The sequence below is a fragment of the Chryseobacterium sp. SNU WT5 genome, assembly GCF_007362475.1.
Taxonomy (GTDB): domain Bacteria; phylum Bacteroidota; class Bacteroidia; order Flavobacteriales; family Weeksellaceae; genus Kaistella.
This window is the reverse complement of sequence record NZ_CP041687.1, coordinates 2114157-2139422: the sequence shown is the minus strand read 5'-3', so window position 1 is coordinate 2139422 and position 25266 is coordinate 2114157. Positions and strand designations below refer to the sequence as shown.

The 25266-nt window shown below is 36.4% G+C and carries 24 protein-coding genes; 11 read left to right on the top strand and 13 right to left on the bottom strand.

Annotated elements, in window-relative coordinates; all coding sequences use genetic code 11:
• Positions 1–12: 12 nt before the first annotated feature.
• Positions 13–1329 (bottom strand): group II intron reverse transcriptase/maturase, encoded by a 1317-nt coding sequence (gene ltrA, locus FNJ88_RS10115; RefSeq protein ID WP_143852995.1) that lies wholly within the window; start codon positions 1327–1329, stop codon positions 13–15.
• Positions 1330–2284: 955 nt separating this feature from the next.
• Here ltrA (FNJ88_RS10115) and FNJ88_RS10110 point away from each other — a divergent pair.
• The 5 genes from FNJ88_RS10110 to arsB are packed head-to-tail and all read left to right on the top strand — an operon-like array spanning position 2285 to position 5298.
• Positions 2285–2593, top strand: coding sequence for an ArsR/SmtB family transcription factor (locus tag FNJ88_RS10110; RefSeq protein WP_143853002.1), 309 nt, complete (start codon positions 2285–2287; stop codon positions 2591–2593).
• A gap of 55 nt (positions 2594–2648) precedes the next feature.
• A complete protein-coding gene (locus tag FNJ88_RS10105) occupies positions 2649–3116 on the top strand; it encodes a DUF6428 family protein (RefSeq protein WP_143853001.1) in 468 nt (155 codons plus the stop codon).
• A gap of 23 nt (positions 3117–3139) precedes the next feature.
• On the top strand, positions 3140–3775 hold the full coding sequence (locus tag FNJ88_RS10100; protein ID WP_143853000.1) for a low molecular weight phosphatase family protein: 636 nt from the start codon (positions 3140–3142) through the stop codon (positions 3773–3775).
• Positions 3776–3812: 37 nt separating this feature from the next.
• A complete protein-coding gene (locus FNJ88_RS10095) occupies positions 3813–4229 on the top strand; it encodes an OsmC family protein (protein WP_143852999.1) in 417 nt (138 codons plus the stop codon).
• A gap of 13 nt (positions 4230–4242) precedes the next feature.
• Positions 4243–5298, top strand: a complete 1056-nt coding sequence (arsB, locus tag FNJ88_RS10090; RefSeq protein WP_143852998.1) for an ACR3 family arsenite efflux transporter — start codon at positions 4243–4245, stop codon at positions 5296–5298.
• Between the two features lie 61 nt (positions 5299–5359).
• On the opposite strand, the gene ltrA (FNJ88_RS10085) is transcribed toward arsB, so the two are convergent.
• On the bottom strand, positions 5360–6676 hold the full coding sequence (gene ltrA / locus FNJ88_RS10085; RefSeq protein WP_143852997.1) for a group II intron reverse transcriptase/maturase: 1317 nt from the start codon (positions 6674–6676) through the stop codon (positions 5360–5362).
• Between the two features lie 643 nt (positions 6677–7319).
• On the opposite strand from ltrA (FNJ88_RS10085), the gene FNJ88_RS10080 reads away from it, so the two are divergent.
• Positions 7320–7805, top strand: coding sequence for a toxin-antitoxin system YwqK family antitoxin (locus FNJ88_RS10080; RefSeq protein WP_143852996.1), 486 nt, complete (start codon positions 7320–7322; stop codon positions 7803–7805).
• Between the two features lie 55 nt (positions 7806–7860).
• Here the strand turns inward: FNJ88_RS10080 and ltrA (FNJ88_RS10075) are convergent, their stop codons facing one another.
• Positions 7861–9177, bottom strand: coding sequence for a group II intron reverse transcriptase/maturase (ltrA, locus tag FNJ88_RS10075; protein WP_143852995.1), 1317 nt, complete (start codon positions 9175–9177; stop codon positions 7861–7863).
• A gap of 1301 nt (positions 9178–10478) precedes the next feature.
• Between ltrA (FNJ88_RS10075) and FNJ88_RS10065 the strand changes: the two genes are divergently transcribed.
• Entirely contained in the window at positions 10479–10742 is a 264-nt protein-coding gene (locus tag FNJ88_RS10065; RefSeq protein WP_143852993.1) for a hypothetical protein, read from the top strand.
• Between the two features lie 352 nt (positions 10743–11094).
• Entirely contained in the window at positions 11095–11859 is a 765-nt protein-coding gene (locus tag FNJ88_RS10060) for a hypothetical protein (protein WP_143852992.1), read from the top strand.
• Between the two features lie 285 nt (positions 11860–12144).
• On the opposite strand, the gene FNJ88_RS10055 is transcribed toward FNJ88_RS10060, so the two are convergent.
• From FNJ88_RS10055 to FNJ88_RS10020, 8 genes are all read right to left on the bottom strand, one after another.
• Positions 12145–12825, bottom strand: coding sequence for a porin family protein (locus FNJ88_RS10055; RefSeq protein WP_143852991.1), 681 nt, complete (start codon positions 12823–12825; stop codon positions 12145–12147).
• A 17-nt stretch (positions 12826–12842) separates the two neighbouring features.
• Positions 12843–13715 (bottom strand): succinate--CoA ligase subunit alpha, encoded by an 873-nt coding sequence (gene sucD, locus FNJ88_RS10050; protein ID WP_143852990.1) that lies wholly within the window; start codon positions 13713–13715, stop codon positions 12843–12845.
• A gap of 84 nt (positions 13716–13799) precedes the next feature.
• Complete coding sequence (locus FNJ88_RS10045; protein ID WP_143852989.1) at positions 13800–14702, bottom strand: LpxD N-terminal domain-containing protein; 903 nt, start codon at positions 14700–14702, stop codon at positions 13800–13802.
• Positions 14703–14725: 23 nt separating this feature from the next.
• Positions 14726–15289, bottom strand: a complete 564-nt coding sequence (gene efp, locus FNJ88_RS10040; protein ID WP_143852988.1) for an elongation factor P — start codon at positions 15287–15289, stop codon at positions 14726–14728.
• 59 nt (positions 15290–15348) lie between these two features.
• Entirely contained in the window at positions 15349–16137 is a 789-nt protein-coding gene (gene lpxA / locus FNJ88_RS10035) for an acyl-ACP--UDP-N-acetylglucosamine O-acyltransferase (RefSeq protein WP_143852987.1), read from the bottom strand.
• Positions 16138–17535, bottom strand: a complete 1398-nt coding sequence (locus tag FNJ88_RS10030) for a bifunctional UDP-3-O-[3-hydroxymyristoyl] N-acetylglucosamine deacetylase/3-hydroxyacyl-ACP dehydratase (protein ID WP_143852986.1) — start codon at positions 17533–17535, stop codon at positions 16138–16140. It lies immediately after the preceding gene.
• Positions 17528–18559, bottom strand: coding sequence for a UDP-3-O-(3-hydroxymyristoyl)glucosamine N-acyltransferase (gene lpxD, locus FNJ88_RS10025; RefSeq protein WP_143853913.1), 1032 nt, complete (start codon positions 18557–18559; stop codon positions 17528–17530). Before lpxD ends, FNJ88_RS10030 begins: the two co-directional genes overlap by 8 nt.
• Positions 18560–18619: 60 nt before the next feature.
• Positions 18620–19831, bottom strand: coding sequence for an HD domain-containing protein (locus FNJ88_RS10020; RefSeq protein ID WP_143852985.1), 1212 nt, complete (start codon positions 19829–19831; stop codon positions 18620–18622).
• A 272-nt stretch (positions 19832–20103) separates the two neighbouring features.
• On the opposite strand from FNJ88_RS10020, the gene FNJ88_RS10015 reads away from it, so the two are divergent.
• From FNJ88_RS10015 to FNJ88_RS10005, 3 genes are all read left to right on the top strand, one after another.
• The gene (locus FNJ88_RS10015; protein WP_143852984.1) at positions 20104–21645 is read left to right on the top strand and encodes a PglZ domain-containing protein; all 1542 of its coding nucleotides are present in this window, start codon (positions 20104–20106) and stop codon (positions 21643–21645) included.
• Between the two features lie 110 nt (positions 21646–21755).
• Entirely contained in the window at positions 21756–22253 is a 498-nt protein-coding gene (locus FNJ88_RS10010; RefSeq protein ID WP_143852983.1) for a hypothetical protein, read from the top strand.
• 3 nt (positions 22254–22256) lie between these two features.
• Entirely contained in the window at positions 22257–23018 is a 762-nt protein-coding gene (locus FNJ88_RS10005; RefSeq protein WP_143852982.1) for an exodeoxyribonuclease III, read from the top strand.
• Positions 23019–23240: 222 nt separating this feature from the next.
• Here FNJ88_RS10005 and FNJ88_RS10000 read toward each other — a convergent pair whose 3' ends face one another.
• Both FNJ88_RS10000 and rimO read right to left on the bottom strand, forming a co-directional pair.
• Positions 23241–23618 (bottom strand): septal ring lytic transglycosylase RlpA family protein, encoded by a 378-nt coding sequence (locus FNJ88_RS10000; protein ID WP_143852981.1) that lies wholly within the window; start codon positions 23616–23618, stop codon positions 23241–23243.
• Positions 23619–23960: 342 nt separating this feature from the next.
• A complete protein-coding gene (rimO, locus tag FNJ88_RS09995; RefSeq protein ID WP_143852980.1) occupies positions 23961–25262 on the bottom strand; it encodes a 30S ribosomal protein S12 methylthiotransferase RimO in 1302 nt (433 codons plus the stop codon).
• Positions 25263–25266: the final 4 nt, after the last annotated feature.

Here is a 25266-nt window from a genome sequence, read left to right as displayed (position 1 = left end):
GGAGTACGCCTCTCACACCACCGTACGTACGGGTCTCGTATACGGCGGTTCGTATCTTGATGGGTTAAGTGATAGATGAAGTTCTAACATGGCGATGTATGCACGTTTCTTTAGCCTTGAAATAGTGATTGTTGTTCCTAAAATAGGACTTTGTGCGACTGCCCATCCTCCTTTCCGAGTTCGGCTATATGCATACGCAAGGCTTTGGTCGATTCCTAATCGAATGAGGTTTTTCCTCTTCCGTTCGGGCTTCTTCCAATCATGCCAAATGCAATACCGCAGTCGGTTTCTCAGCCATCCGTCAAAGCTGAGGAGTTTTCCTTTGATACTTGTTCCTCGAAAATAGTTTAACCATCCACGCTGAACTTCGTTAATCTTTTGGATACGCTCATCAAAACTTATCGGAGCGGTTTTTCGGGTGAGGGATTTTAGTCGCTCTTTCAATCGTGTCCACGCTTTCTTACCTACTACCAATTGGTATTTTCCCTTGTCCCCTTTCTTATATGTAGATTCGAATCCGAATCCCAGTAGTTCAAATTGTACTGGCTTTCTAACTCCACTTTTCTCACCATTAATAGTGAGTTTGAGTTTCGTTTTCAAGTACTTCTCTATGGCTTTTAGCGTTGCAGTTGCGTGGCTTTTATACTGGGTATAAATACTAAAATCATCTGCGTAGCGCACAAATCGAAGTTTACGTTTTGTCAATTCTTTATCCAACTCATTGAGCAGGATATTCGACAATAACGGACTTAAAGGCGAACCTTGCGGAACTCCTTTTCTTCGTTTCTGTAATTGACCATTGATTAGAATTGGGGCTCGTAACCATTTGCGGATTAAGCGCATGGTTACTGGACATTTTACCTTTCGATAAAGTAAGTTCAGAAGAATGCAGTGGTCTACTTCATCAAAGAAGGTCTTTAGATCAATGTCTACAATAAATGGATAACCTTCATGGATATGCTCCAACGCTTTACCAACTGCTTGGCGGGCGTTTTTGTTGGGTCTGAATCCATAACTGTGAACACTAAATTCCTTCTCGTAATGTGGCATCAAAACTTGTGATACCGCTTGTTGTAACACTCTATCGGTTACTGTTGGTATTCCTAAAAGTCGGGTTTTACCATTTCCTTTAGGAATCTCTACTCCAAGAATGGGTTGAGGAAGATAACACCTCTCTTTTATGGAAGAATAAAGTCGTGTTTTCTCTTTCCGAAGATAATCAGATAGTTCTTGCACGTTCATTCCGTCCACGCCAGCACTGCCTTTATTCGCAATTACTTGCTGTAAGGCTCGTTGCATGTTACGAGGATGTAATACTCTTTCAATCATTCTTGTTCTTTTACTTTAACCTGTTCCGCTTTCCCAAGGCTATTCCGTTTAACGGGAATTCCATTGTGAATTAAGAACCAAAATACGTTCAGTCCTTCCTTGGGTTGTGAGTCCTCCGATTTATTCATCGGCTCGTTACTCCTAAGTACTATGACTTCTGCTGACTTCTTCGTTTTGCCAACTCGTGGCTACGAAGATCTCCCCAGGTAATGGCATCTTCTTTCACTCAATTCCTGCCGTATCTACATTTATGCACTTTTGTAATCTTAGGGCGTTACAATGATGTGCTTGCTTACCCATGCATAAATGCCTCCTATACGGTTCCTGTTCGTCAGTACCGAGTTTTGTAGTCTCGCTTCCTTCAGATGTAACCTCACGGTTACCACCCTTGCGACTTACTAATGGTTCAAGGCGTTACCCTCGCCCATAAGGGACTTGCACCCTCTAGATTAATTTCCTACTTTCGTAAGAGAAAGATGCCCATGCTGGGCACACACAAGGGTTTGCCAAAAGCGGGGCTTAAGTTCTTCGATTGAACATTTTTGCAAAGTTCAACAGTAGTATTTCTATTGAACTTTAGTTGCTAAAAATCCCCGCCTTCGGCAAGCCCAGCACCGTTGGGAAAAATCGCCCTTTGGGACGATTTTTCCCAACGACCAGCTCGGCTCCGCCAACTGTTGTGAAACCATCGTTGCATTCGCACGACGTTCTCCCAACAGTCGCCTTTGACGCATTCCGAAAAAGAAGTTTTCAACTCCTTTTTCAGAACGACGACAAAGCCGAGCTGGTCGTTACCCACAAGCTAAAAAAATTACCATTACAACAAAAATGTTTTCTTTCCCCAAAAACCATTTCCAATAAAAGATTATCAATGTCTATCAAAACTTTAAAAAGGAATTGCTAATTCAAATATTAATCGTAATATTGCAATTAAACAATGAATTGAATATAAAATATGTACACAGATCAGCAAAAAGAAATCGCTTTATTCGCTAAGGTTTTCAGCCATCCTGCTAGAGTCGCTATTTTACAGCAGTTGTTTAAAATTGATGCTTGCTATTGCGGAGATTTATCCGAAGAAATTGGTCTTGCTCAACCTACTATATCCCAACATTTAAAAGAATTAAGGAATTTAGGCCTTATTAAAGGAACAGTCGAAGGTGTCAAAGTCTGCTATTGTATAGACAGTGAAAACTGGACTAAAATGAAAATGTTAATGCATCAATTTTTAGATCAGGACATTCCTAAAGCAGATTGTTGCTAATTATTTTTTCATTATATCAATCGTTAAATCGCAATAAACAAATAAATATAGAGAAATGAAGTTATCAGAAATTAAAAACAAATTGAATAAACTGGATAAGATCGCTTTCCAATTACCAAATGGGGAATTAGTACCCAACCACTTTCACGTAACAGAAGTTGGAAAAGTTACAAAACACTTCATTGATTGTGGCGGAACTGTGAGAAACGAGAAGGTAGTGAACTTCCAACTTTGGAACGCCAATGACTATGATCACAGATTGCATCCAGAAAAACTATTAAGCATCATTGAATTATCCGAACGCATTTTAGGAATTGAAGATTTAGATATCGAAGTGGAATATCAAGGTAATACGATTGGGAAATTCGGACTTGATTTTGACGGTAAAAACTTTTTGTTGACTAATAAACAAACCGATTGTTTGGCGAAAGATAAATGCGACATACCAAGTGAAAAACCAAAAGTTAAATTATCTGAATTTAATAATGGATCTTCTTGTACACCAGGCAGTGGCTGTTGCTAAAATAATAATTTAACATTAAGAAAATGTCAATAACAAAATCAACAATGTTTTCAGAAATTGAACAAGTAATCAAGGCCTTAAATCCTAAAACAATTTCAACTGAACGTAAAGCAATTTTACAGCCGTTAATGGATTTTATTCAGTCTAAAGTTTCAAGCCATCAAGAAATTAGAATCAACTTTATCTGTACTCACAATTCACGAAGAAGTCATTTATCACAGGTTTGGGCACAAACTTTGGCTTATCATTTCAATATCAAAAATGTGTTTTGTTATTCTGGCGGTACAGAGGCTACAGCACTTTTCCCAATGGTTGCAGAAACTTTGCAAAATTCGGGTTTTCAAATTAAAACTATTTCAAAAAACGAGAACCCTGTTTATAACATTAAATATGCGGACAACCAGCATCCAATAATCGGATTTTCAAAAAGATTGGATGACGATTTCAACCCAAAATCCGAATTTGTTGCGATTATGACTTGCGATTCAGCAAATGAAGCGTGTCCATTTGTTTCAGGTGCTGAAAAACGCATTCCGATAACCTTTGAAGACCCAAAAGTTTTTGACAATACACCACAACAAGCAGAAAAGTATAAAGAAAGAAGTCTGCAAATTGCAACCGAACTATTTTACATTTTCTCTCAGATAAAAGCTTATTAACTATTTTCAAAACTACTAATTCAAAATAGAAATAATTATGGAATACCAAATTAAGGCCGCATCCATTTCAAATAAAAACGCTGCTATACAAATAAAGCAAAATGATATAGCTTTTGGAACAACTTCAAAATCTGCTGAAACTTTACCTAATCCTGCCGAGCTTTTTTTAGGAGCTTTTGCTGCGTGTATGCTAAAAAATATTGAGCGATTTTCTGCTATGATGAAGTTTACTTATTCAAAAGCCATAGTAAATGTGTCAGCCAAACGAACGGAAAAACCTTTGAAAATGGATAACATAGATTATAGACTAACTATTTACAGTTCTGATGAAAATTTAAATATCCCATTGCTAAAAAAGAATATTGAAAAATTTGGCACAATCTACAATACGGTAAAGTTATCGTGCAATATAAACGGAGTAATTGAGCAGCAAAAAGACATTTTAAATAATTGAATACAAGAAGTATATGAAAAAAATAAGTTTTCTCAATAATTATTTAACGCTATGGATTTTCATTGCTATGCTATTAGGCGTGGGAATCGGATATTTTTTCCCATCTTTTCCAAGCATTATTGATTCCATGAGTCGAGGCACCACTAACATTCCCATAGCCATAGGATTAATCTTAATGATGTATCCACCTTTGGCTAAAGTGAATTATGCTCTTTTGCCAAAAGTTTTTAGAAACACTAAAATTCTTTCCATTTCACTTTTTCTAAATTGGATAATTGCCCCTGTTTTAATGTTTGTTTTGGCAATTACTTTTTTACGTGATTATCCAGAATATATGGTAGGCGTTATTTTAATTGGATTGGCTCGCTGTATCGCAATGGTTTTGGTTTGGAACGACCTTGCTGAAGGAGATAGCGAATATGGAGCAGGTTTGGTCGCTTTAAATAGTATTTTCCAAGTTTTTGCCTATAGTTTCTATGCTTGGATTTTTATAACGGTGCTTCCACCATATTTCGGATTTGAAGGAGCTATTGTCGATATCTCAATTGGTACGGTGGCAGAAAGTGTAGCAATCTATTTGGGACTACCCTTTTTAATGGGAATTTTAAGTAGAGTGATTTTGGTAAGGTTAAAAGGAGATAAGTGGTACACAGAAAAGTTTATACCTGCCATTTCACCAATAACGCTAATTGCGTTATTATTTACCATTGTCATTATGTTCTCGCTCAAAGGAGAGTTAATTGTTGAAATTCCAATGGACGTTTTAATTATTGCAGTTCCTTTAATTTTGTATTTTAGTTTAATGTTTGTCATCAGTTTTTTCTTTACTAAAGCACTGGGAGCTTCCTATAAGGAAAATGCAGCCGTCTCATTTACGGCAGCAGGAAATAACTTTGAATTGGCGATTGCTGTTGCTATAGCAGTATTTGGACTAAATTCCGGACAGGCTTTTGCGGGTGTAGTTGGACCATTAGTTGAAGTTCCAGTTCTTATCTTTTTAGTTCGAGTTTCATTTTGGTTAAAGAAAAAATATTATCCCAATGAAAGTATAAGATGTCATAATAAATAGAAAGAAAGCCAGTGGGTAATCGAGTAGACGGCTCCGCTCATAATCGAACGGAGTACGCCTCTCACACCACCGTACGTACGGGTCTCGTATACGGCGGTTCGTATCTTGATGGGTTAAGTGATAGATGAAGTTCTAACATGGCGATGTATGCACGTTTCTTTAGCCTTGAAATAGTGATTGTTGTTCCTAAAATAGGACTTTGTGCGACTGCCCATCCTCCTTTCCGAGTTCGGCTATATGCATACGCAAGGCTTTGGTCGATTCCTAATCGAATGAGGTTTTTCCTCTTCCGTTCGGGCTTCTTCCAATCATGCCAAATGCAATACCGCAGTCGGTTTCTCAGCCATCCGTCAAAGCTGAGGAGTTTTCCTTTGATACTTGTTCCTCGAAAATAGTTTAACCATCCACGCTGAACTTCGTTAATCTTTTGGAGACGCTCATCAAAACTTATCGGAGCGGTTTTGCGGGTGAGGGATTTTAGTCGCTCTTTCAATCGTGTCCACGCTTTCTTACCTACTACCAATTGGTATTTTCCCTTGTCCCCTTTCTTATATGTAGATTCGAATCCGAATCCCAGTAGTTCAAATTGTACTGGCTTTCTAACGCCACTTTTCTCACCATTAATAGTGAGTTTGAGTTTCGTTTTCAAGTACTTTTCTATGGCTTTTAGCGTGGCAGTTGCATGGCTTTTATACTGGGTATAAATACTAAAATCATCTGCGTAACGTACAAATCGAAGTTTACGTTTTGTCAATTCTTTATCCAACTCGTTGAGCAGGATATTCGACAACAACGGACTTAAAGGTGAACCTTGCGGAACTCCTTTTCTTCGTTTGTGTAATTGACCATTGATTAGAATTGGAGCTCGTAACCATTTGCGGATTAAGCGCATGGTTATTGGGCATTTTACCTTTCGATAAAGTAAGTTCAGAAGAATGCAGTGGTCTACTTCATCAAAGAAGGTCTTTAGATCAATGTCTACAATAAATGGATAACCTTCATGGATATGCTCCAACGCTTTACCAACTGCTTGGCGGGCGTTTTTGTTGGGTCTGAATCCATAACTGTGAACACTAAATTCATTCTCATAGTGTGGCATCAGAACTTGTGACACCGCTTGTTGTAACACTCTATCGGTTACTGTTGGTATTCCTAAAAGTCGGGTTTTACCATTTCCTTTAGGAATCTCTACTCCAAGAATGGGTTGAGGAAGATAACACCTCTCTTTTATGGAAGAATAAAGTCGTGTTTTCTCTTTCCGAAGATAATCAGATAGTTCTTGCACGTTCATTCCGTCCACGCCAGCACTGCCTTTATTCGCAATTACTTGCTCTAAGGCTCGTTGCATGTTGCGAGGATGTAATACTCTTTCAATCATTCTTGTTCTTTTACTTTAACCTGTTCCGCTTTCCCAAGGCTATTCCGTTTAACGGGAATTCCATTGTGAATTAAGAACCAAAATACGTTCAGTCCTTCCTTGGGTTGTGAGTCCTCCGATTTATTCATCGGCTCGTTGCTCCTAAGTACTATGACCTCTGCTGACTTCTTCGTTTTGCCAACTCGTGGCTACGAAGATCTCCCCAGGTAATGGCATCTTCTTTCACTCAATTCCTGCCGTATCTACATTTATGCACTTTTGTAATCTTAGGGCGTTACAATGATGTGCTTGCTTACCCATGCATAAATGCCTCCTATACGGTTCCTGTTCGTCAGTACCGAGTTTTGTAGTCTCGCTTCCTTCAGATGTAACCTCACGGTTACCACCCTTGCGACTTACTAATGGTTCAAGGCGTTACCCTCGCCCATAAGGGACTTGCACCCTCTAGATTAATTTCCTACTTTCGTAAGAGAAAGATGCCCATGCTGGGCACACACAAGGGTTTTGCAATAGTGGGGCGAAACTGCAAAGTTCAACGGTAGTTCTTCGATTAAACTTATGTGCAAAATTGAAGATTTGTGCTTCGATTGCCCCACCATCGCAAAGCCCCGAAACGTTATCTGTGATTTTAAACAAGACCCCGATGAAAAAAATATTACTGACATTAACTCTCTCAATACTAACTTTTGGAAATTTATTTTCTCAAAATATAAATTTGGATGAATATGAAATTTATGTCGGAGACACATTGATTGGAAAATCTGACTTTTTGAAAAACGGACAAAATTTATCACCCGAAAAAGCAGAAAAACTTCAGTTTAAACCAATAACTGACGGAAATAAAACATCTTATTATTTTAATGGAAATGTCTATTCTAAAGGTCTGATGAAAAATCATAAAGAGAATGGAATTTGGGAATATTGGCATTCTAACGGAATAAAAGCCCGTGAGGGAGAATTTATCGACGGAAAACCAAATGGAACTCATAAATATTGGTATGAAAACGGACAATTAAGAGGAATTGGAAATTGGAAAGTTGGGGTTTATGATGGAATATGGGAAATGTATAATGAAGATGGAAAAGAAAAAATTATCCAAAATTACAAGGATGGAAAACTAGTGGAATAAAAACCACAGATAATCGAGTAGACGGCTCCGCCCATAATTGAACGGAGTACGCCTCTCACACCACCGTACGTACGGGTCTCGTATACGGCGGTTCGTATCTTGATGGGTTAAGTGATAGATGAAGTTCTAACATGGCGATGTATGCACGTTTCTTTAGCCTTGAAATAGTGATTGTTGTTCCTAAAATAGGACTTTGTGCGACTGCCCATCCTCCTTTCCGAGTTCGGCTATATGCATACGCAAGGCTTTGGTCGATTCCTAATCGAATGAGGTTTTTCCTCTTCCGTTCGGGCTTCTTCCAATCATGCCAAATGCAATACCGCAGTCGGTTTCTCAGCCATCCGTCAAAGCTGAGGAGTTTTCCTTTGATACTTGTTCCTCGAAAATAGTTTAACCATCCACGCTGAACTTCGTTAATCTTTTGGATACGCTCATCAAAACTTATCGGAGCGGTTTTTCGGGTGAGGGATTTTAGTCGCTCTTTCAATCGTGTCCACGCTTTCTTACCTACTACCAATTGGTATTTTCCCTTGTCCCCTTTCTTATATGTAGATTCGAATCCGAATCCCAGTAGTTCAAATTGTACTGGCTTTCTAACTCCACTTTTCTCACCATTAATAGTGAGTTTGAGTTTCGTTTTCAAGTACTTCTCTATGGCTTTTAGCGTTGCAGTTGCGTGGCTTTTATACTGGGTATAAATACTAAAATCATCTGCGTAGCGCACAAATCGAAGTTTACGTTTTGTCAATTCTTTATCCAACTCATTGAGCAGGATATTCGACAATAACGGACTTAAAGGCGAACCTTGCGGAACTCCTTTTCTTCGTTTCTGTAATTGACCATTGATTAGAATTGGGGCTCGTAACCATTTGCGGATTAAGCGCATGGTTACTGGACATTTTACCTTTCGATAAAGTAAGTTCAGAAGAATGCAGTGGTCTACTTCATCAAAGAAGGTCTTTAGATCAATGTCTACAATAAATGGATAACCTTCATGGATATGCTCCAACGCTTTACCAACTGCTTGGCGGGCGTTTTTGTTGGGTCTGAATCCATAACTGTGAACACTAAATTCCTTCTCGTAATGTGGCATCAAAACTTGTGATACCGCTTGTTGTAACACTCTATCGGTTACTGTTGGTATTCCTAAAAGTCGGGTTTTACCATTTCCTTTAGGAATCTCTACTCCAAGAATGGGTTGAGGAAGATAACACCTCTCTTTTATGGAAGAATAAAGTCGTGTTTTCTCTTTCCGAAGATAATCAGATAGTTCTTGCACGTTCATTCCGTCCACGCCAGCACTGCCTTTATTCGCAATTACTTGCTGTAAGGCTCGTTGCATGTTACGAGGATGTAATACTCTTTCAATCATTCTTGTTCTTTTACTTTAACCTGTTCCGCTTTCCCAAGGCTATTCCGTTTAACGGGAATTCCATTGTGAATTAAGAACCAAAATACGTTCAGTCCTTCCTTGGGTTGTGAGTCCTCCGATTTATTCATCGGCTCGTTACTCCTAAGTACTATGACTTCTGCTGACTTCTTCGTTTTGCCAACTCGTGGCTACGAAGATCTCCCCAGGTAATGGCATCTTCTTTCACTCAATTCCTGCCGTATCTACATTTATGCACTTTTGTAATCTTAGGGCGTTACAATGATGTGCTTGCTTACCCATGCATAAATGCCTCCTATACGGTTCCTGTTCGTCAGTACCGTCCCGATAGCTATCGGGATTGTAGTCGCGCTTTATTCATTCCTTTTTATTGTTTTTTTAAGGTATTCATGAATGCTTTGCATTTCTTCAGATGTAACCTCACGGTTACCACCCTTGCGACTTACTAATGGTTCAAGGCGTTACCCTCGCCCATAAGGGACTTGCACCCTCTAGATTAATTTCCTACTTTCGTAAGAGAAAGATGCCCATGCTGGGCACACACAAGGTATTGCCAAAAGCGGGGCTGAACGGCTTCGATTGGACATTTTTGCAAGGTTCGACTTTCGTTCTTCGATTGAACTTTTGTGCTAAAAATCCCCGCCTTCGGCAATACCCAAAACGTTACCTTCAATATTACAATGAATCGAATAACTAGAAATTTTTTAATAACTATTTTCTCAATTTTTGGACTCTACATTTTGGTTCCCAAAATCTGGAAACCTAATTGCGAAGATTCGACAAATAACATCCGTGAGGAAAACTGTGAAATAAGAATTAAAAGAGTCGAGCATTTAAGTTCTTTTAAAATTATAGGTGAAAACCCTAAAACCTCTGAACCTTGCGAATGTGAACATGGTAACAGATGGTGGCAAGAATATAAAAATGAAATGAAGGAGGGAGATTATTTTATTAAAAAGAAAGGTGATTTATTTTTACAAATAGTTAAAAAGGATACTGTTATTACACATACATATAAATGTTATGAGACATAAAAATATAAAGTAAGAAATATTTCAGAATTATAAATTAGATCTGAACTGAATGTTAAATTAGAATAGAAAAATACTGCAGGTAATAACTAAGCTTTCGTTTTGTCTGAAAGACAAGAAATGAAAGCCTGTTAGATCCTTTCGCTACGCTCTGGACAGGCTCACCTCCGGTGGCTTTACTCCCCACCCTTATGGAGTTATCGTTTCTAGAATTTAGGATATTAGAGCAGTTTTTTAGAAGGACTGCTTTTTTTGGGAACTGAAGTGAAGTTTTTTGAAGCACTCACAGGCTTTTTTGACTTTACAGATATAAAATCCCTTAACCGCAAAGTTTATTTTGCAGATGAAGTAGTGAAAACGGCAAGAAATCCTGTGGCGGTCCTCTCTGTCCGAAAAGGGAGATGGGTAATCAAGTTTCCTTCTTTACAACACCGACATTTTACCGAAATGAAGCGCTACGGTAGCAAAATGCCTGCAAGAATTATCAAAGATTCTGAGACTCTTTCCTTAGATTGAAATATTTCTTTCATAACGTTGTATCAGTTCCGAAAAACCATTAACTTCGCCCGAAGCGCGATTCTAAATTTTGTTCGTTCTTAAGTCCTCCGAAAATTTTTTTGTAGCCATTTAGAGATTTTATTTTTGGTTGAATAAAAACAAAGGCAATAAAACAGCATCAGGGAAAGCTACCGGAGGTTTAGTTCAACATCGTATTGGCAGGAGTGAGGAGGAATCAAAAGCTTATCCATTTTAGATGTTCCGAAGATTAATTCACAATAAATAAGAAAGTTTCCCCGTTAAAGGCGCACCATCACTAATACGTAGCCGTTGTGCGTCATATAACAGCACTCTGTAAAAAATAAAAAAAATGAAAAAAACGCTATTACTTCTATCAATATTTTTACTTTTCATAAGTTGTTCCACGAATAATATAGGTGAGAAAGAATCAAAAATTGTACAGAACAATGCGAAAATCATAGAGTTAATTTTAATTAATCCCAAAGAAAATTTTATTTGGAAAAAAGGAGAGTTCTTATCTTTAGAGGCAAATCTGACTAATAAATCACCAATTCCAATTACAATCCTAAAACCGAAAACATCTTCAAAAATAACTACTGATTACTTTACTGTAAATTTCACTCAAGGGAGAAAACTCAATTACGAAGGAAATCCAGAAATACCAGGAAGCAGAAAAAATGATGATTTTGTTACAATATTACCAAATCAAACTATCGTTTTACATATAAATGGAGATGCTTATCTAACCCAATTTTATAGTGATGAAACTATCAAGGAAGATAAAATTAAATTTAATTTAATTTACAATGAAGACGAAGAAACACATAATTATACAAGAGATAGTTATTTTATAACAAAAAATTTTAAGACTAAATTGACGGATAGTGAGGAAGCTATACTGAAAAAAGATATTACAGCATTATCCACAAGTCCAAGTTTAGAAAGCATGAAAGTGGTTGATCAAAATAAATATTTAGCAGATTTTGAAAAAAATTATAAAGCAAATAGAATAAACACTACTGACGAAGAACTAAGTCTAATTATTGAAAAATTTAATAGTTTATATGTAAATAAAATCGAAAGTAACACTATTACCATCAAAATTGAAAAATAACATCACACAATCGAATAAATGGCTCCGATCATAATTGGGTGGAGTACGCGTTTCGCCATCTTATGTACGGTCAACTGTCGACAATATTTGAAATATGAAGAGAAAGATATAATTCCGAATATTAAACTCGAGATAAGTAAAAACTGGATTAACCCAACGATTGAAATAATAAAATACAGGAGATAAAACCGTATTGCCAATATAGCAATATAATCCAGCTCATTCCTCACAAAAAAATTCCATCAATATTAATTGATGGAACTTTTTGTTATCTATAAAAGAATATTATTCAAAAATATAACTTAGACCAAGACTTATGACTTGTTCTGTCTTCTTTTTGGCAATATTCGGATCAGTACCAGGCTCGCTCATTAAATTTTTATAAACATTCCCTAAACCAAGATCGTAGCGGCCAGTAATTTCTAACTGTCTTTTATAAGAAAATCCAAGTCCAAAGCCCAATGCGAAATTGAAAGAACTGGCTTTACCATTAACTCCTGCATATTGCGGTAATGGAGACTGCTCTACTTTATAATAAGGTCTATTTGCTGGTTCACCTTCTACTTTTTGATTAATTAGAAAATTGAATCGAGGGCCTGCCATGGCAAAAAACTCAGATTCATTTTCCGAAAAATAACCTTTGAAATAAATGGGCACACTAATATAGTTATTAGCATATACCGCATTATATCCGCTCTTCCCTTTAGCATTTTTATCCTTACCAGATTCACCTGCGCCGTAGTACTCCACTTGTGGTTGTAGATAAAACTGATAGTTACTATCCAACGGAATAAGTGCTAATACCCCACCATAACCAGAAATTCTAGCACCTGAAGGATTGTGGGCGTTGGTAATCCTAGAATAGGTGCCGCCACCAGTAAGTCCATAACGGGTACTGCTGAAATCGATCTGAGCAGATACTGATAATGACGCTAAAAGTAAAGAACTGAAAATTATTTTTTTCATAATCAATGATTTTGGTTTTATCCTAAAATCTTCGCAACAGTCGCACCTATTTCTGCTGGTGAGTCTACAACGTTGATTCCGTTTTCTCTCATAATAGCCATTTTCGCTTGCGCGGTATCATCATCTCCACCAACAATTGCACCTGCGTGACCCATTGTTCTACCTTTAGGAGCAGTTTGTCCTGCTATAAATCCTACAACTGGTTTTTTAGAACCACTTTCTTTATACCATCTTGCAGCTTCAGCTTCTAAGTTACCCCCGATTTCACCAATCATAACGACTGCTTCAGTTTCTGGGTCATTAATGAATAATTCCAAAGCTTCCTTAGTTGTTGTTCCGATGATTGGATCACCACCAATTCCGATTGCGGTAGAAACTCCGTATCCAGCTTTCACTACTTGGTCAGCTGCTTCATAAGTTAAAGTTCCAGATTTAGAAACAATTCCAACTTTTCCTTTTTTGAAAACAAAACCTGGCATAATACCAATTTTTGCTTCATCAGATGTGATAATTCCCGGGCAGTTAGGTCCGATCAATCTGCTATCTTTGTCAGCAAGATATGCTTTCACTTTCACCATATCTTCAACTGGGATTCCTTCTGTAATACAAACGATTACCTTAATACCAGCTTCAGCAGCTTCCATAATTGCATCTGCTGCAAACGCAGGAGGTACGAAAATAATACTTACGTTAGCACCAGCTTTTTCTACTGCATCAGCAACCGTATTAAATACTGGTTTTCCTAAATGCTCAGAACCACCTTTACCTGGAGTAACTCCCCCAACTACATTGGTTCCGTATTCAATCATTTGTCCGGCATGGAAAGTTCCTTCATTTCCGGTAAAACCCTGTACGATTACTTTTGAATCTTTGTTTACTAATACTGACATTGCTTATTTTTTAAATTTATTTTTAAATCTTTACTATCTACAAAATTACTTAATAAAATTTGAAATAAAGAGCATCTACAACTGCTATTTCAAATTTTTAAGTTTCACTTCTTTTCTTAAATATTGCTTGAATTCCTCTGCAATGGAACCGAAATAAGTTCCTTTCTTTAGATCTCGATTGACTCCGCATTTTGCCAGGAGAACAGTGCCACTTTCAACACGAACTCCCGAAGCCATTCCTACTTGTCCCCAAATAGTAACCTCATCTTCTATCACGCAACAACCTGCTATTCCTGTTTGGGAAGCAATCAGACACTTCTTACCTATAATGGTATCATGACCAATTTGAATCTGATTGTCTAAAACTGAGCCTTCACCAATAATCGTTGAATCGGTAACTCCACGATCAATCGTACAATTATTACCAATTTCTACGTTATTTTCAATGATAACATTCCCTATTGAAACTAATCGGTCAAAATTCCCGTCTAATTTCCTGTAATAAAAAGCCTCACCTCCTAAAACGGTATTCGACTGAATGATTACATGATCACCAATTACTGTTCGATCTCCAATGACTACATTAGGAAAAATAATACAGTTGCTCCCTATCGTTACGTTATTACCAATGACAACAGATGAATGAATTTGGGTATTGTCACCAACCTCCAATTCATGTAGTGTTTCCCCAAAATTGGTGATTTTTGTAAAATGTTTATTAATTTTATTAAAATCTCCAAAAGGATCTTTAGAAACTAACAAAACTTTACCCTCTGGACAAGCAACCTCTTTATCAATTAGAATGACAGTTGCTGCAGAGTTCAGTGCTTTATCGTAATATTTTGGATGATTCACAAAGACAATTTCGCCCTCCTTAACTCGATGAATCTCGTTGGTTCCTAAAACAGGAAAATCAGCGTTACCAATCATCTTAGCACCGATAATTTCTGAAATAGATTGAAGAGTTTGAGGTTTTGCGAAAGTCATATGCAAATGTTTTCTATAATGCTTTATTTTACTCTTTCTAAGTAAGAACCATCTTCGGTATTTACTTTAATTTTGTCACCAGCTTCAATAAACAAAGGCACCATTACTCGAGCTCCGGTTTCTACAATTGCATTTTTAAGAGCATTCGTTGCAGTATTACCTTTTACACCTGGATCTGCTTCGATTACATCAAGATAAACGGTAGGTGGAATTTCAGCTGATAATGGCGATTCATCAGAATCTTTCAAGATAATGGTAATTTCTTCGCCAGCTTTCATAAACTGTGAGTTCTCGATCATCACTTTATCAAGATAAATTTGCGAAAAATCGTCATTATTCATAAAGTGATACCCATTATCATCTTCGTACAAATACTGGAATTTTCTGGTGATTACTTTAACCTCATCGATTTTGTGACCTGCAGAAAAGGTATTGTCTAAAACTTTACCATTGGTAACAGATTTCATTTTTGTACGTACGAATGCGGGGCCTTTACCAGGTTTAACATGCATAAATTCAATGATTTTGAAAATATCATTACTAAATTCGATACACATTCCTTTTTTAATATCGTTGCTTGTAGCCATTTAAATATTTATTGAAGTCAAGACTTATTATTAGCTTAACCGGTTATTGTTTTGTTTATTTATTCTTTTCCAGTACCATATCCTTTGACAATTCCACTTGGAGAATTTTTGATGAATTCTAAAATTTCATCACGTTCTGCAGTAGGAAGCATTTCTTTTTCCACATAGCTTGAGGCTTGGGACACATTCATTTTCATCTGGAAAATTGCTCGGTAGATCTTTTGAATTTCAAAAATTTTATCATTGGTAAAACCTCTTCGTCTTAGTCCTACAGAATTAATTCCTGCATAAGATATCGGGTCTCTACCTACTTTTACATAAGGTGGAACATCTTTTCTAATTAGCGATCCGCCAGAAATCATCGCATGTTTTCCAATTTTACCGAATTGTTGAATGGCAGAAAGTCCTCCCATGACCACATAATCACCAATTTCTACGTGTCCGGCGATACCACAGCCATTTGCAATGATTACATTATTTCCTAAAACACAGTCGTGAGCAATATGAGAAGTGGCCATTATAAGACATTCACTTCCAACTTTCGTATAACCTAAAGCTTTTGTACCGCGATTAACGGTTACACATTCTCTAAGCGTAGTTCCGTCGCCGATGATGACTTGTGTATCTTCACCATCAAATTTTAAATCCTGAGGAATTGCAGATATTACGGTACCGGGAAAAATTCTACAATTTTTACCAATTCTCGCTCCGTCCATAATAGTAACGTTACTCCCGATCCAGGTTCCTTCACCGATTTCGACATCTCCGGCAATGGTTGTAAATGGTTCTACGGTAACACTCTTGCTGATTTTTGCACGCTTATCTACGGCCGCTAGTTGATGAATCATTTAATCAGGTTTATTTTTTGCCACCTGCGCCATTAGTTCTGCCTCAACGACTACACTGTCGCCTACGTAGCCGTAACCTTGCATATGTACTATTCCTCTTCTGATAGGTGATATCAATTCTATTTTAAATACCATAGTGTCGCCCGGTACTACTTTCTTTTTAAACTTAACCTTATCCATTTTGATGAAATAAGTAGAGTAGTTCTCCGGATCAGGCACGCTCGCCAAAACCAAAATTCCACCGGTTTGCGCCAGCGCTTCTACCTGTAACACTCCAGGCATAACTGGTTCCTTTGGAAAATGACCTACAAAGAAAGGTTCATTCATCGTTACATTTTTCAATCCAACTACATGAGTGTCCGACAACTCTAAAATCTTATCGATTAACAAAAACGGTGGTCTATGAGGCATCAAACGCATGATACCATTGATATCATAAACGGGTTCCTTATATATATCGATATCCGGAACATTTTTCTTTCGCTGTAATTTCCACTGTCTGTTCAATTTCTTGGCAAACTGGGTATTTACAAAATGTCCTGGTTTATTAGCAATAACTTTTCCTTTTATTTTAACTCCAACTAAAGCTAAATCACCAATTACATCGAGTAATTTGTGGCGAGCCGCTTCATTAGGATAATTTAAGGTAAGATTATCTAAAATACCATTCGGTCGAATGGCGATATCGTCTTTAGCAAAAGCCTTCTTTAATTTATCTGCTGTTTCTGGTGTCAGCTCTTTATCTACATATACAATCGCATTAGAAATATCACCACCTTTAATAAGACCTGCATCTAAAAGCATTTCCAATTCATGGAGGAAGCTAAATGTTCTTGCAGAGGATATTTCATTTTTGAATTCTGAAATATCTTTCAAAGTAGCATTTTGAGTTCCTAACACTTTTGTCCCAAAGTCAACCATTGTAGTTACTTCATAAGTATCAGAAGGAATGATTGTAATTTCGGACCCCGTTGCAGGATCACTGTAACTTAGCACTTCTTTTACCACCAAATACTCGCGAGCAACATTTTGTTCCTCAATTCCTGCTTTTTCGATGGCTTCTACGAAAAACTTAGAAGAACCATCTAATATTGGTGGTTCTGCACTGTTCATTTCTAAAACAGCATTATCAATATCGCAACCCACTAAGGCAGCAAGTAAATGCTCACAAGTATGAATTCTTACACCTAATTTCTCCAGGGTAGTCCCACGCTCGGTTGTAGTTACATAATTAACATCTGCTTCGATGTGAGGATGACCTTCAAGATCAGTTCTTACAAATACAAATCCAGAATTTTCTTTTCCTGGTTTTATGGTAAGTGTTACTTCTCTACCGGTATGCAATCCTATTCCAGAAAGAGAAACCTCTTCCTTTAGTGTTTTTTGTTTATCACTCATTAGTTTTATCTTTTGAGTTTATCTCAAGATTATTTATACGTTTTACGATGTCACTAAAATTTCTGAAATGCACATAATTACGGCGATAATCACTGGCATTAATAGCGGGTGAACCATAAAGGCTTACCCCATCTTTTGGTTTTTTATTCACGCCACTTTGCGCCTGAATTTTCACCTGATTTCCTATTTGGATATGACCGGCAATTCCTGCCTGACCACCTATTTGATTCCAGTTACCAATAACGGTGGAACCTGCAATTCCTGCCTGTGCAGCAATCACATTATGCTGTCCCAATTTTACATTATGGGCAATCTGAATTAAATTATCTATTTTGGTTCCTTTTCCAATAATAGTTGATCCTATCGTTCCGCGGTCAATGCTGCAATTAGAACCTATTTCTACATCGTCCTCTAAAATTACATTCCCTAATTGTGGAATTTTTTGATAACCATCTTTAGTAGGCTGAAAACCAAAACCATCTGAACCAATCACAGTGTTGGAATGGATGATACAATTATCACCAATCACACAATAATCATAAATTCTAACGCCACTATATATGACACAGTTTTTACCAATCTTAACATTTCTGCCTATAAAAACCTGAGGATAAATCTGAGAATCTTCGCCTATAATCACTTTCTCTGATACACAAGTAAAAGCTCCAACATAAACATTTTCGCCCACGGTTGCAGATTCATGAAAAACAGCTCCATCTTCGATTCCGGTTCTACGTCCTTTCATTTCCTGATATAAATTCATCAATATCTGAAAAGAAAGATAGGCATCTTCTACCACAATGATGGTAGGATTATACTTCTCTTCCGTCAAAAGCTTTTCTGAAACGATGATTACAGAGCATTTTGAATTCTGAATATGATGTACAAACCGATCTTGAGCAACGAATGAAAGGTAATTCTCCTCTCCATTTTCAATTGGGGAAACCCCTTTGATCAATGCGTGCTCATCTCCAATGATGCGTCCGTTAATAAAATTTGCAATCTGCGATGCGGTAAACTCCATATCTTGCAAATATAGCAATTTCATAAATATCGCAAATCATTTTCGCTTAGAAAAATAATCCTAGATTTCTCGTGGGAAGGATAAAATATACTTGGTGTTCAATTGGTTGATAAAGGAAGAAAGAATTTGATTCTCTGATTGATCCAAAGTAATCTTATCTCCTGATTTCTGCAACAAATAAATGGGTTGAACTTCTGAATTATAAGGAAGTAAATGCCGGGATATTTCATCAACCAACTCAAGTCCACAACCTTCGCCATATCGCTCATCTGTTTTCTTGATTTTTTCATTAATGAAAGCTTTATCAAATGGTTTGGATGAAATAATAGTTTTAGGGAACTTTCTTTTTATAATGCACTGACAGAGGTAAGAAAGCACAACATCTTCATTTTTCGACCATAATTTAATGGCTTGAATAATATCATTGTCATCTAACTCGGTGAAACGGGCAATATCTTCTTCGGAAGCCTTCTGATCCTGATCGCGGTGTAAGAAATACCATAAATTTTCAGAAGCGGGAAGTTCATTTCCGTGCGCAATTAAAAACTTTGCACGACTTAAAATTTTCACTAATAAATATTCAGCGATAGCAGCCGTTTTATGGTAATAAACTTGCCAATACATAAACATTCTAGCGGTAAGAAAGTTTTCAATTGAGTAAATCCCTTTCGCATCGATCACCAATTCATCTCCACTCACATTCATCATGGAGATGATTCTTTGAGTGTTGACATTCCCTTCCGCTACTCCAGTGTAAAAACTATCTCTTTTTAAATAATCCAGTCGGTCCACATCCAATTGGGAAGATATCAATTGATTAAAAAATTTACGATGATATTGACCTTTAAACATTTCTATCGCCATAGAAAGCTCGCCATTAAACTCTTCGTTCATCTTGTTCATTAATAATAACGACAGCTTCTCATGATGCCAATCATCCATCAACATATTTTCGAGTGCGTGAGAAAATGGCCCATGTCCTACATCATGCAACAAAATTGCCAGCAGGGCTGCTTTTTCCTCTTCTTTTGAAATTACAGTTCCTTTGAGTCTTAAAGTCTCCAACGCCGTGAACATTAAATGCATTGCTCCTAAAGCATGATGAAAACGGTTATGTGTTGCACCAGGGAAAATCAAATTAAGCAAGCCTGTCTGCGAAATTCTTCGCAATCGCTGAAAGTAAGGATGCTCTATAACATCAAAAAGAATTTCATGTGGTATATTAATAAACCCGTGAACTGGATCATTGATTATTTTGAATTTGTTGGTCATCTAAATTATTCTAAAATGCAAATTTACTCTTTTGTTTGCAGTGATAAAATGACGATTTTATTAATTTAATAAAATCGCTATATAATAAGGACATGATTTATTTTTAAACAGAATTATTTTAATTAATTCTATTTAAATTTAACTCAAGTTTAACTTGATTTTAAATTAAAGTTGGCATTTAATGGTTGTATTTTTGATGTTCATAAAGAAGCGAAATAAATTTGATACACGAGATTTATTACAGCGAATAAAAACATAAAATTAATAACTGAATGTCAAAAGTAATTTGGATTGATGATGAAGTAGATTTACTGAAACCTCATATTGTATTTTTAGAAAGTAAGGGCTACAAAGTTTCTCCGGTAAATAACGTCAACGAAGCTTTGGAAATGATCGAAAAACAGAATTATCAGTTGGCGTTATTAGATGAGAACATGCCTGGTATTTCTGGTTTGGAAGCGATTCCTATGATTAAAAATATTGATTCTGCCATTAAAATTGTAATGGTGACCAAAAATGAAGAGGAACTGATCATGGAGCAAGCAATTGGTTCTCAAATTGCAGATTACATTTTGAAGCCCGTAAATCCTAATCAGATTTTACTGTCTCTAAAAAAGAATTTGCAAGAGGAAACTTTAATAGAGCAGAAAACCATTTTAGAATACCAACAAGAGTTTCGAAATCTTTCTATGGAACTCTCGTATTTAAAAACCTACCAGGAATGGGCCGAGTATTACAAGAAAATAGTAAGTTGGGAAGTTAAATTTGACAAAGTTTTTGACAATGAATTTGCCGATTTGCTACAATCTCAAAAAGAGGAAGCGAATATTCAATTCTCTAAGTTTATTGAAAATAATTACGAAGATTGGCTGAACTCCTCTGAGAAACCGATGATGAGTCACACTTTATTTAAAGACAAAGTAAAAACAGTTGTTGAAAAAGAGAAAGTTCTTTTATTAATGATCGATAATCTCCGGTATGATCAATGGAAAGTCATTGAACCTTTGTTCACGAAATTCTATAATAAAACATCAGAAGATTATTATTACAGTATTTTACCTACGGCTACTCAGTATGCAAGAAATTCCTTTTTTGCGGGATTGATGCCTTCTGAAATCGAAAAGAGATTTCCCGAATACTGGATCAATGATAACGAAGAAGGGAACAAAAATGAGCATGAACGTGATTTTTTAGAAGATCAGATGAAACGTCTTGGATTATCTGACAAATCCATGAAATATCTCAAGATTCTGAATGCCGATTTTGAACGTAAAGTTTTAGATGATTTCAATCAGCATAAAAATAATGACTTATTGGTTATCGTTTATAATTTTATAGATATTTTATCTCATGCAAAAACGGACAATGTAATCGTTAATCAATTAATTAGAGATGATAAAACTTTTAGATCTTTAACTTATACTTGGTTTGAAAATTCATCTTTATTAAAAATTATCAAGCAGGCAGCAGAAAATGGCTTCAAACTGGTAATTACTACAGATCATGGAACGATCTATGTAAAGAAACCGAGTAAAGTAGTTGGCGACAGAGAAACATCTACAAATATCCGTTATAAAACTGGCAGAAGTTTAACGTACGACAAAAGTGATGTGTGGGCAATATCCAATCCAGAGAAACTTTTTTTACCAAAAGGGAATTTAAGTTCAAAGTATATTTTCGCCAAGAACAATACATTTTTGGCGTATCCAAAAAATTACAATCATTTTGTAAATTACTACAAAGAAACCTACCAACACGGTGGAATTTCTTTAGAGGAGTGCATCATCCCTATCAGTATTCTGGAACCTAAATAGTTTTTTTCATAGTTTATTTCGTTTAGGTTCTGATGCGGGAAAAATCTTTGATTTTTCCCGCTTTTTTATTTAAATTGTTTCCAAAAATAAAGCTCTTAATCCTACTATTCATGCAAGACGTAAAAACTACTTTAGAAGATTTGGGAATTGATAAAACAGTAATTCTTAGACTTCTAGAACAAGATCAACTATTAGAGGCTGTAAGAATATTTGAACAAAAGTCCCGATTAAATTTAGAGACAACGATGAGCTTATTGGGTGCCATTAAAAATGGAGAAGAACAATTTGTATTTCAACCGGAGGCAAACAAAAGTGCTCTGAAAGTGAGTTTTGAAAATCATGATGGAATAATAACCGTTAAATTAAAAGAAGGAAGCGCCTTGGAAAAAGTTGTTTACCCAAATGATCTTGACTGGATAAAAGTTAAAAAATCGATAGGTAATAACCCCCATATAATAGAATATGAAAAGTGCTTTTTAGAGAATGAAATTAAGAATTCTAAAAAAAGCACCCTATTTATTGAAGAAAGTACGTTTACTAAAAGAAAAATTGTTATTATTATTGCAGCTCTTCTCCTTCTAATGTATCTTATTTACGAAAAATTTTAATCAATGAAAATCATCTCTTATAATGTAAACGGAATCCGTGCAGCTTTTACCAAAGATTTTTTAGGATGGCTTACCGTTGCCAATCCCGACGTGATCTGTATCCAGGAAAGTAAGGCCGGAAATGATCAAATCGACATGGAAAGCCTGGAAAATAATGGCTATTTCAGTTATTGGCATTCTGCACAGAAAAAAGGGTATTCGGGAGTTGGAATCGCTTCTAAAATAAAACCTATTCATGTAGAATACGGCTGCGGAATTGAACATTATGATTCTGAAGGTCGAATTATGCGTGCTGACTTTGAAAAATTTTCAGTGATTTCGGTATATGTTCCTTCTGCATCCAACATTGAAAGATTAGATTTCAAAATGAAGTTTTGTTATGATTTCCTGAATTACATCAAAGAATTAAAGAAAACGATTCCTAACCTTATTATAAGTGGTGATTTTAATATTTGTCATAACGCAATCGACATTCACAATCCAGAAGGCTTAAAGAACACCTCTGGCTTCCTACCGATGGAAAGAGAATGGATGACTCAATTTATCGAAGAATGTGAGCTGATTGACAGTTTTAGATTCTTCAACGATCAACCGGATAATTATTCCTGGTGGAGCTATCGCCAGAATTCCAGAGCCCGAAATAAAGGATGGAGATTAGATTATAACTTCGTATCGTATTCATTGAAAGAAAAGCTGTCAAGAGCTGCTATTTTAAAAGAAGCGGTACACTCTGATCACTGTCCTGTGATGGTAGAACTTTCGTAACTAAAGGACTTTTTTCAACAATAAAAGTTCGTGTAAATACCTGATTCACTTTATCGCATCAATCGTTGCAGATCTGGCCGGAAAAAAGCACTTTTTTGTGAAACGTCGTGGAAAAAGAAAGCCTTAATATTTTGAGAAATTCAGGACAGGTTTTGGACCGATCAAATAAGCAAATAAAAAGCCGACTCTAGAGAATCGGCTTTGGTTTTTGAAACGTAAATGTTAGTCGTTGTCGATAATTTCGTATTCTACGGGCATAGTACCTCTTGCGGTATTTCCTATGGCCTTAAAGGCTGCCTTGGTGAGGTCAAGTGCTCGGGAAGAATGAAAAGGACCTCGGTCATTTATTTCTACGATTACACTTTTCCCCGTTCTCAGGTTGGTGACTTTCACCATCGTCCCGAAAGGAAGGGTTCTGTTAGCTGCGGTTAACTTTGCATTACTGAAAATCTCTCCGCTTGCTGTTTTCCTACCGTTAAACTTATCGTGGTAGAACGATGCAAAACTAGTTTTGGCATCATCGGCATCATACTTGTTGAATGAATAAATACCGAGTGTTGAAATCATCATTATGATTAGGAGTATTCCTCTTTTCATCATTTTGAATTATTTTTATTGGTTTTGACTCTGCAAATTTATTCCGAAATTGACTTACACAACATTTGATAAGTTAAACTCTCTTAAGGAATTGTTAATTTTTTGTTAACAACACGTGTCTGCTTGCTAATAGCGGTAGCTGACAAAGATTCATAAATTGTGTTAAAAAAGAGTCCCAAATGTTAATTAATTTAACTAAACACTGCATAACGCCAACCAATCCTATCATTTAACCATCTTTCAATCAGCATCTTAAACCAAAAATACTTTCAGAAATTCCGAAAGTATTTTTTTACTATTTATTATTGCTATTTTGATAATTATAGCCTTAAAACCTGCTGATTCTTAAACGAGTTCTCCGTATAAATCAAACTCTTCAGCTGAAGTAATTTTAATATCTGCAAACTCACCAATGGATAAGTAGGTATTTTCTGCAGAAACTAAAACAGTATTATCAACATCCGGAGAATCGAATTCTGTTCGTCCTACAAAATAATTACCCTCTTTACGATCAAAAATACAGCGGTAAGTTTTACCTATTCTCTCTTGATTTTTCTCCCAAGAAATATGTGACTGCAATTCCATGATCTCTTCTACCCGAGCTTCTTTTACGTCTTGAGGCACGTTGTCCTCTAAAACATAAGCAGTTGTATTTTCTTCGTGTGAATAGGTAAAACATCCCAAACGGTCAAATCGCTGCTCACGAACCCATTCTTTCATCTCCTGGAATTTCTCCTCTGTTTCACCTGGAAAACCTACGATTAAAGTCGTTCTGATAGCCATATCCGGAACCATTTGTCTGAACTTGGCTAATAAAGCGTTGGTTTTCTCGTGTGAAGTTCCACGCTTCATCGCTTTTAAAAGATCAGAATTGATATGCTGTAATGGGATATCGATATAGTTACAAACTTTCGGTTCGTTCTTGATAATTTCTAAAACATCTTCTGGAAAGCCTGTTGGAAAAGCATAATGTAAACGAATCCACTCTATTCCTTCTACTTTCACCAAACGTAAAAGCAAATCACCTAAAGCACGCTTTTTATATAAATCTAAGCCGTAATAGGTTAGATCCTGGGCAATTAAGATTAATTCCTTCACCCCTTTTTTCGCCAATTTCTCTGCTTCAATAACTAAATTTTCAATTGGTGTAGAAATATTTTTTCCTCTCATTAAAGGTATTGCGCAGAAAGAACATGGGCGGTCGCATCCTTCAGAAATTTTAAGGTAAGCGTAATGTCTTGGAGTAGTAACCATTCTTTCACCAACCAACTCATGTTTATAATCTGCACCTAAATGCTTTAATAACAAAGGTAAATCACGGGTTCCGAAATACTGATCAACATCGGGAATTTCTCTAATTAAATCGGGCTTATATCTTTCTGAAAGACAACCTGTAACAAAAACCTGCTCTACTTCGCCACGGTTTTTAGCTTCTACAAATTCTAAGATCGTATTAATAGATTCTTCTTTTGCATTATCAATAAAACCACAAGTATTAATAACAACGATATCGCCCTTATCTTCGTGAACTACTTCCTTACCATTGGCTTTTAGCTGTCCCATCAACACTTCCGAATCATATACATTTTTGGAACATCCTAAAGTAACGATGTTTATTTTCTTTTTTCCGACTGATTTTGTGCGCATTATA